The sequence below is a fragment of the Thomasclavelia sp. genome (genome assembly GCF_047249845.1).
Lineage (GTDB): Bacteria > Bacillota_I > Bacilli_A > Erysipelotrichales > Coprobacillaceae > Thomasclavelia.
Window position 1 is genome coordinate 1 of sequence record NZ_JBKTWO010000102.1, and the last position, 3645, is coordinate 3645.

The window sequence follows — 3645 nt, forward strand, 5'->3', positions numbered from 1 at the left end:
ATATTAGTAATTTACGCTTAAATATGGCTAATAGTATGCTGTTATCTGAACAATCAAATATTACACAAATTGCTAAGGCTTTAGGCTTTTCTAGTTCTAATTCTTTTATTTATTTTTATCATCATAAAACCGGTATAACTCCTAAACAATTTCAATTAAAAATGCGCTAAGTTATAAAATTTATTTGTAAATATATGTCGACATGATAAAATAGAATTATACAAATATAAAGGAGAAAAATGATGATCAAAATTAATAATTTAACTAACAACTCTAATATTCGTGTTGTTGATGAAAAAGGGGGAATTCAAATTCTTGAGTACATCAAAGATTTAAGTGTTACTGGTGATACAGCAATAAATGCTTATTATGCTTCAAAAATGAATGTTCATCAACGACAGGCTTTTATTACGTTTGATAATGATTCCTATACTATTTCACAAGGTGCAATGCAATGGATGGCTGGCGATGTTAAAGCAGGTGCTGATGTTAAAGGTGTAGGAGATTTCTTTGGCAAAGCTATCAAGGGAGCAGTTACTAAAGAATCAGCTGTTAAACCTCGTTATCAAGGTACTGGTTATTTAATGTTAGAGCCAACTTATAAACATTTATTTATTGAAGAAGTCAGTGATTGGAATGGTGGACTAGTTTTAGAAGATGGTTTATTTTTAGCTTGTGAAGCACATGTAAATCAAAAAATAAAATCTCGTTCTAATATGTCTAGTGCTGTTTTAGGTAATGAAGGATTATTTAATCTTATGCTTTCAGGAAATGGATTAGCGGTATTAGAAAGTCCTGTACCTCGAGAAGAGTTAATTGAAATAGAGTTACATGATGATGAAATCAGAATCGATGGTAACTATGCTATTGCCTGGTCAGGAACACTTGAATTTAAAGTAGAAAAATCAACTAAAAGTCTTGTTGGATCAGCAGTTTCTGGTGAAGGATTAGTTAATGTTTATCGAGGAACTGGTAAAGTATTAATGGCACCATTAACTTAATATTAAAAAGTATTCTTTAACAGAATACTTTTTTCATTATAAATAAAACTTTATATAAATAACATATTAGAAATATTATCAATAAATAGTAATTATATAATTTTCTTAATAAAAAATACATCCTATAAAAGAATGTATTTTTCAACATTACATATTCCCCGACACTTAATTACTTAAGCGGAATATGTATTTGTCGGCTCCTTATAATCTTAACAAGTATACTTTAAATGTCAATAAAAATAATTAAATATTTTTAGGAAATGTATATCTACGCTTTCCTATACTATGTTTCCCATATTCAATTGCTTCAATTGGACAATGGCTGATGCATGCCATACAATGTGTACAATGGTTTCCCCATATAATTTTTTTATTATTTAAATTAATATTATTTAATGGACAAATTTTAACACATTTACCACAATTAATACATTTATCTGTTACATAAAACTTTTTTGAACGAACAAATACAGGATAAAATATGGTATTTATAATACTGCTATTTATTTTATCTTTAAGATTAATGTTTGATTGTAAGATTATATCATTATTTTTTATTATATTAGCAATTTTATTTATCTCACTTTCTGCTTGATGAATAGTTTTTAATGCCTCTTCTAACGATGGTGTAGAAAACATCGCAATATAATTCTCTGGCATAATAACCTGAAAAGCACCCTTATAATTCATCTTTTTAAAATCACATAACTTCTTTAAATACTTACCTGCATTACCAATATTATTCCCACATGTCATAACAAAATAAATATCTATATTTCCTAAAAGCTGTGTATTTTTCAACCATTCATCTAAAATACGAGGTATCCTCCAAGCATATGTCGGTGTAACAATTATCCATGGTTGATTGGATAATATTTCAGAAAAATCCTGTTTATAAATTTTATCAAATAAATTCAACATCTCATCCTCAATTATATCTCTAATCCTTTTTGCAACAAACTCACTATTTCCTGTTCCTGAAAAGTATAAGATCAAAACTACTTCCTCCTTATAGGTTACTTTTGTAATCAGACGAAATCAACTGAACACTTTCATAGATTAAATTAATAAGATTATTAATCTCTTTCCATTGTGTCTCATTTACGCTAAGATAATAATAATTTTTCGTCTTTTCTTTTCTTACTGCAACAATACCCGATTTTTTTAAAATTTGTAAATGATGTGAAACAGATGGCCTTGTTAAATAAGTTTTTTCTGCAATTTCCCCAACCCGTATACCTGATAAATCACTTTCCAATAACGCAAGTAAAATCAACTGCCTTGTTTCATCACCTATAGCAGTAAATGCGTTTTTACATCTTTGAAACCCGATAATAATTTCTTGCAACCTTTTTTCACACTCTTTTACCATACTAATATCTCCTCTACATATATTTAACATTCACTTCTTCACGTTGTACTGATCGAAGAAACCTTACATCAGGATACCCCATTACTAATGTTGCAGCAATTTTTTTCCCTTTAGGTATTTTTAATTCTCTTTTTATTCTAAAAGAAATATTAGCGGCTGACGTAAAAAATCCACTGAATAGTATCCCTAATCCATATGCTTCTGCCACAAACTCCATATTTTGCGCAGCTAATATTCCGTTTATTTTTTCATCAGCTAAAACAACTATAACAATGGGAGCATTAAAAAATAAAAAATGATTATTAACTTTATTATTTCTTGCCATTGGACTAAATAAATTTACTAATGGCTTTATTTTTTTTAATAACTTAATAGCAATTTGTTCAATTTTATCTTTTTCTTTATCCAACACAATAAAAGAAACATCTTGTTTATTTTTAGCAGTGTGTGTGAGTCTACCTGCTTCTAAAATTTGTTCAATAACTTTTTTTGAAATATCTTTATTTTTAAATTGTCTAATCGTTCGTCTAAATCTAATAACATTTAATATTTCATTAGGATTTAAACTAATTTTATCACTTTTTTCAATTTGTTGAGTTTTATACCCTGTAATTAAAACTGCTTTTTTAGGACAAACTGCTGTACACTGACCACATGTCAAACAGTTATCTAATAAAATATTTGCTTTTTTATTTTTAACTTCTATATTATGAGCTACACACACTCTTGTACATAAACCACAACCTATACATTTATCAGTATCTATTTTTACTTTATGATTTTTCATGGTTAAACCCTCCTTTCATTAAAGTTTGTTAACCATTATATCAATTAGTATAATAAATACAACATTGGTAAAGAATCTCTTTACCAATCATACTTAAAAATAGCAATTATAAAGTTTTTTATTTCCCACACTTTCTATATTATTTTATAAATAACCTCTTTTAAGTAAATAAATATCCACCGGCTTAGCCAGTTTTGCGGGCATAGCTCTGCTCTCAGAGCGCATGTCTAAAAACATTTCTTATACCTATGGCTACCGCATGCACTCTGTATTTATTTAGTTCTTCCCTTTTCCTTTATTAAACGGATCTTCCACATCCAGTGTCAGTTGTTCACTTTCCTGATCTTCTTTTAATTGATTCGCTATATAATTTTTTATTCTATTTGTATTCTTTCCTACTGTATCTACATAATATCCTCGACACCAGAATTCTCTATGTCTGTACTTATATCTTGCATTTGCCCATCTTTCATATATCATTTGAC

6 protein-coding genes are annotated in these 3645 nt (G+C 28.2%); 2 read left to right on the top strand and 4 right to left on the bottom strand.

Annotated features, from left to right (window positions below; all coding sequences use genetic code 11):
- Positions 1-2 precede the first annotated feature (2 nt).
- Positions 3-170 (top strand): helix-turn-helix domain-containing protein, encoded by a 168-nt coding sequence (locus ACLR9T_RS13520; protein WP_413110031.1) that lies wholly within the window; start codon positions 3-5, stop codon positions 168-170.
- A gap of 72 nt (positions 171-242) precedes the next feature.
- Entirely contained in the window at positions 243-1001 is a 759-nt protein-coding gene (locus ACLR9T_RS13525) for an AIM24 family protein (protein WP_413110026.1), read from the top strand.
- 243 nt (positions 1002-1244) lie between these two features.
- Here the strand turns inward: ACLR9T_RS13525 and ACLR9T_RS13530 are convergent, their stop codons facing one another.
- From ACLR9T_RS13530 to ACLR9T_RS13545, 4 genes are all read right to left on the bottom strand, one after another.
- A complete protein-coding gene (locus ACLR9T_RS13530) occupies positions 1245-1997 on the bottom strand; it encodes an EFR1 family ferrodoxin (RefSeq protein WP_413110027.1) in 753 nt (250 codons plus the stop codon).
- A 13-nt stretch (positions 1998-2010) separates the two neighbouring features.
- Positions 2011-2373, bottom strand: a complete 363-nt coding sequence (locus tag ACLR9T_RS13535; RefSeq protein WP_413110028.1) for an ArsR/SmtB family transcription factor — start codon at positions 2371-2373, stop codon at positions 2011-2013.
- 13 nt (positions 2374-2386) lie between these two features.
- Positions 2387-3160: a nitroreductase family protein gene (locus ACLR9T_RS13540; protein ID WP_413110029.1), complete on the bottom strand. Its 774-nt coding sequence runs from the start codon at positions 3158-3160 to the stop codon at positions 2387-2389.
- A 276-nt stretch (positions 3161-3436) separates the two neighbouring features.
- The coding region (locus tag ACLR9T_RS13545; RefSeq protein ID WP_413110030.1) for a transposase at positions 3437-3645 on the bottom strand (209 nt) is incomplete at its 5' end.

What these genes read in the sequence shown, in the direction of transcription:
- ACLR9T_RS13525 (WP_413110026.1), top strand. Translation starts at nt 243, where the DNA reads ATGATCAAAATTAATAATTTAACTAACAACTCTAATATTCGTGTTGTT.
- ACLR9T_RS13535 (WP_413110028.1), bottom strand. Translation starts at nt 2,373, where the DNA reads ATGGTAAAAGAGTGTGAAAAAAGGTTGCAAGAAATTATTATCGGGTTT.
- ACLR9T_RS13540 (WP_413110029.1), bottom strand. Translation starts at nt 3,160, where the DNA reads ATGAAAAATCATAAAGTAAAAATAGATACTGATAAATGTATAGGTTGT.